At 49.5% G+C, this 3,181-nt stretch carries 3 protein-coding genes and 1 pseudogene; 2 read left to right on the forward strand and 2 right to left on the reverse strand.

The genetic code is table 11. The annotated features are described in order from the left end of the window. Positions 1-209 (reverse strand): annotated as a pseudogene (locus Q0117_RS02860) (X-Pro aminopeptidase); the annotation flags it as partial. 14 nt (positions 210-223) lie between these two features. After that, positions 224-691 (reverse strand): type II 3-dehydroquinate dehydratase, encoded by a 468-nt coding sequence (gene aroQ / locus Q0117_RS02865; protein ID WP_297893957.1) that lies wholly within the window; start codon positions 689-691, stop codon positions 224-226. A gap of 172 nt (positions 692-863) precedes the next feature. On the opposite strand from aroQ, the gene Q0117_RS02870 reads away from it, so the two are divergent. Together Q0117_RS02870 and sppA are read left to right on the forward strand one after the other, a co-directional pair. After that, entirely contained in the window at positions 864-2,081 is a 1,218-nt protein-coding gene (locus Q0117_RS02870) for a metal-dependent hydrolase (RefSeq protein WP_297922272.1), read from the forward strand. Beyond that, positions 2,069-2,941, forward strand: coding sequence for a signal peptide peptidase SppA (gene sppA, locus Q0117_RS02875; protein WP_297922275.1), 873 nt, complete (start codon positions 2,069-2,071; stop codon positions 2,939-2,941). The genes Q0117_RS02870 and sppA overlap by 13 nt, the downstream gene beginning before the upstream one ends. Positions 2,942-3,181 lie beyond the last annotated feature (240 nt).

The raw sequence follows: 3,181 nt of genomic DNA on the forward strand, positions 1-3,181 counted from the left end.
TTTCGCAAAAACAGCCGCGCGTCTTTTATCAAATTTCGCTCGACCTCGATCACTTTGGTATCTTGGCAAAGCTCGCGCGCTTCGATGCTATAACGCGCATCGGTAAGGAAAAATTTGCGCCCCGCGAGGTTCAAAAATATCGCGTTGTCGCAGCTGTATCCGCACTCGTGGTAAACAGCGTTTTCGTCCTTTAAGATAAAATTTTTCAAATTTAATCCCAAACTTATTTGGCTTTCTGCTCGGCTCTGGCGGCTTTGATCTGCTCAAAAATTTGAATCATTCCGATCATCGCCAGATGGTATCCCACGGGGCCAAACCCGATTATCTGACCCGCAGCAACGGGCGCTATTAGACTTTTTTGTCTAAGCTCCTCCCTGCGAGCGATGTTTGAGATATGCACCTCGATCACAGGCAGACTGACTGCGGCGAGCGCATCGCGGATAGCGAGCGAAGTGTGCGTGTAGGCGGCGGGATTGATGATGATGCCGTCGCAAGTGCCGAAGCACTCTTGGATCTTATCGACGATCTCGCCTTCGAAATTGCTCTGGAAAAACTCGATCTCGTTGCCGCTCTGATCGGCGACCGCCTTCATCTGTTTATGGATGTCCTCCATCTTCATAACCCCGTAAATAGCGGGCTCGCGCATACCAAGCATATTGATATTCGGTCCTTGAATCACCATAATTTTCATTTTTACGTCCTTGTTTTGAAATTTAAGCAAAAATTATAACCAAAGCGAGCTTATTTTTTACTATGGCGCTAAATTTGCCCGTTCAAGCCCGGTCGCTAAAATTTTATCTCTAAATTTAGCACGGAAGAGAATTTTATGCTAAAATCACGCGCTGTTTTAGATAAGGAAAACGATGAGAATTTTAAGGGCGAAGTGGGTTCTTGTTTGCGATGAGAATTTTAAAATTTTAAAAGATGGCGCGATCGTCTTTGACGAGAAGATAATCGAGGTCTGCGCCTTTGCGAGTGCGGCGCGCAAATACCCGCAAGCCGAAATTTTAGACTTTAGCGGCGACATAGCGATGCCTGCGTTTATAAATCCGCACGTGCATTTGGAATTTAGCGCAAACAAAGGCACGCTGCGCTACGGCGATTTTTTGGAGTGGCTAGGCAGCGTCATCGCCTCAAGGCAGCAGCTGGATGCCGCGGCACGCGGACGATTGATTTTGGAGCAGATCGCCGCGATGATGCGAAGCGGCGTGGGTACGATCGGCGAAATTTCAAGCTTCGGCGGCGAGGCTGAAGCTTGCGCGCAAAGCGGCATTAGAACCGTGTTTTTCAATGAAATTTTAGGCGCGAGCAAGGATGCTGCGGCGGAGAATATTTTGAAATTTAAGCAGCGATTTGAGCGCGCAAAGGCGCTCGCAAGCTCGCTTTTTATCCCCGCCGTGTCGGTGCACTCGCCGTACTCGGCGCACCCGCAGATTACGGAGTTTGCGACGAAGCTTGCCCGCGAAAACGGACTTGCTATAAGCACGCATTTTATGGAGAGCGCGTATGAGCGGCAGTGGCTGCGCACGGGTCGCGGCAAATTTAAAGCCTGGCTTGCTAAATTTGACCCAACGCCCGCGCCTCTTTACTCGCCGCAGAGCTTCGTAGCGCATTTTAACGGGCTTCGCACGCTTTTTACGCATTGCGTTTGGGTGGATGATTTTAGCATCTTTGATCCGAAGCTTCACTCGATCACGCACTGCGCGCGCTCCAACCGCCTGCTTAGCAAAAAGCGGCTGAGCTTTAAAAAGCTGCTCGCAAGCGGGCTTAATTACAACATCGCTACCGACGGGCTTAGCTCAAATTTCAGTCTAAGCTTTTTAGACGAGCTGCGCGCAAATTTAATGATGCACGACGAGCTGGGTTTGGCAGAGCTGGCGCGGGCGTTACTTTTAGGCGCGACGAGAAACGCTGCTGCGGCACTTGGGCTAAATTTGGGCGAGCTGAAAGCAGGCAAGCTCGCCGACATCGCCGTTTTTGAAGGCATTGAGTGCGATGAGGATCAGCTGCCGCTACAGCTCATTTTGCAGAGCAAAAATGCAAAATCACTTTTTATCGAAGGAATGAAATGCAATTTCTAAAAAATATCTTTGCGCCGATCGGCGCCGTGCTTGGGTTTATCAACAAATACTTTAAATCCCTGATTTTTCTGCTTATTTTGTTTTTGATTTTTGCTGGCGGCGAAAGCGCGCAACAAAAGGGTACGAATCTCGCTCAGCTTTCGCTAAGCGGCGCGATAATGGACGATAGCGAAATTTTGGAAAAGATCGAAACTCTGAAAAACGACGAGGCGATTAAGGGGGTGCTTCTGCTGATCGACAGCCCCGGCGGCGCGCTAAGCCCTAGCGTAGAAATTTCGCTGGCGATCAAGTCTCTAAACTCGCGCAAGCCGGTCGTCGCCTACGCCAAGGGCACGATGGCGAGCGGCAGCTACCTAGGCGGAGTGTGGGCAAGTAAAATTTATGCAAACCCGGGCAGCTTCATCGGCTCCATTGGCGTGATCATGCAGGGGCTTGATGTGAGCGAAGCTGCAGCTAAATTAGGCTTTGCCGAACAGATCGTCAAAGCGGGCGAGCTCAAAGAAGCGGGCACGATGATGCGAAAATGGAGCGACGCGGAGCGCGCAAGCCTGCAAGCCCTGGTGGACGAGAGCTACGAGCTATTTACGCGCGAGGTGGCGCAGGCGCGCTCGCTGGATCTTAGGAAGCGCGATACGTGGGCGAATGCGCGAGTATTTTTAGCCAGCGGCGCCAAAGGTGTCGGGCTCATCGACGAAGTGGGCTCTTTGGAGGACGCCAAAAGCGCGCTCGTAAAGGCTAGCGGCGTAGCAGATCCGATCTGGCAGGAGCCTTCGGCGTATGAGAAGATGATAGATAAGCTAGCAAATAAAAGCGAGAGTTTGGTTCGCGGCGCGTTCGGCGCGAAGCTGATGGCGTATTAGAATTTTAGAAATTTCGAAGAAATTTTAAATTATGAGGAAATTTTAAAAGTAGAATTTCGTATATAGAAGCTATACTGGGTTTGATTACTTTTAAATTTCCTCGCTTTTACATTTGGCGTTTCTTTAAAATTTTACCCTTTTTGTGAATTTTTCTTTGTTTAAGAACTCCTCATTTTTCTACTAATTATTCAGCCCCCTTTAAGCATCACTCTTGTATAATCACAATTCTGTTTCGCACCG

It is taken from the genome of uncultured Campylobacter sp. (assembly GCF_937997535.1).
GTDB lineage: Bacteria > Campylobacterota > Campylobacteria > Campylobacterales > Campylobacteraceae > Campylobacter_B.

Bases quoted from the DNA above. Each gene is read 5' to 3' on its own strand.
- aroQ (WP_297893957.1), bottom strand. From the start codon at position 691: ATGAAAATTATGGTGATTCAAGGACCGAATATCAATATGCTTGGTATG.
- Q0117_RS02870 (WP_297922272.1), top strand. From the start codon at position 864: ATGAGAATTTTAAGGGCGAAGTGGGTTCTTGTTTGCGATGAGAATTTT.
- sppA (WP_297922275.1), top strand. From the start codon at position 2,069: ATGCAATTTCTAAAAAATATCTTTGCGCCGATCGGCGCCGTGCTTGGG.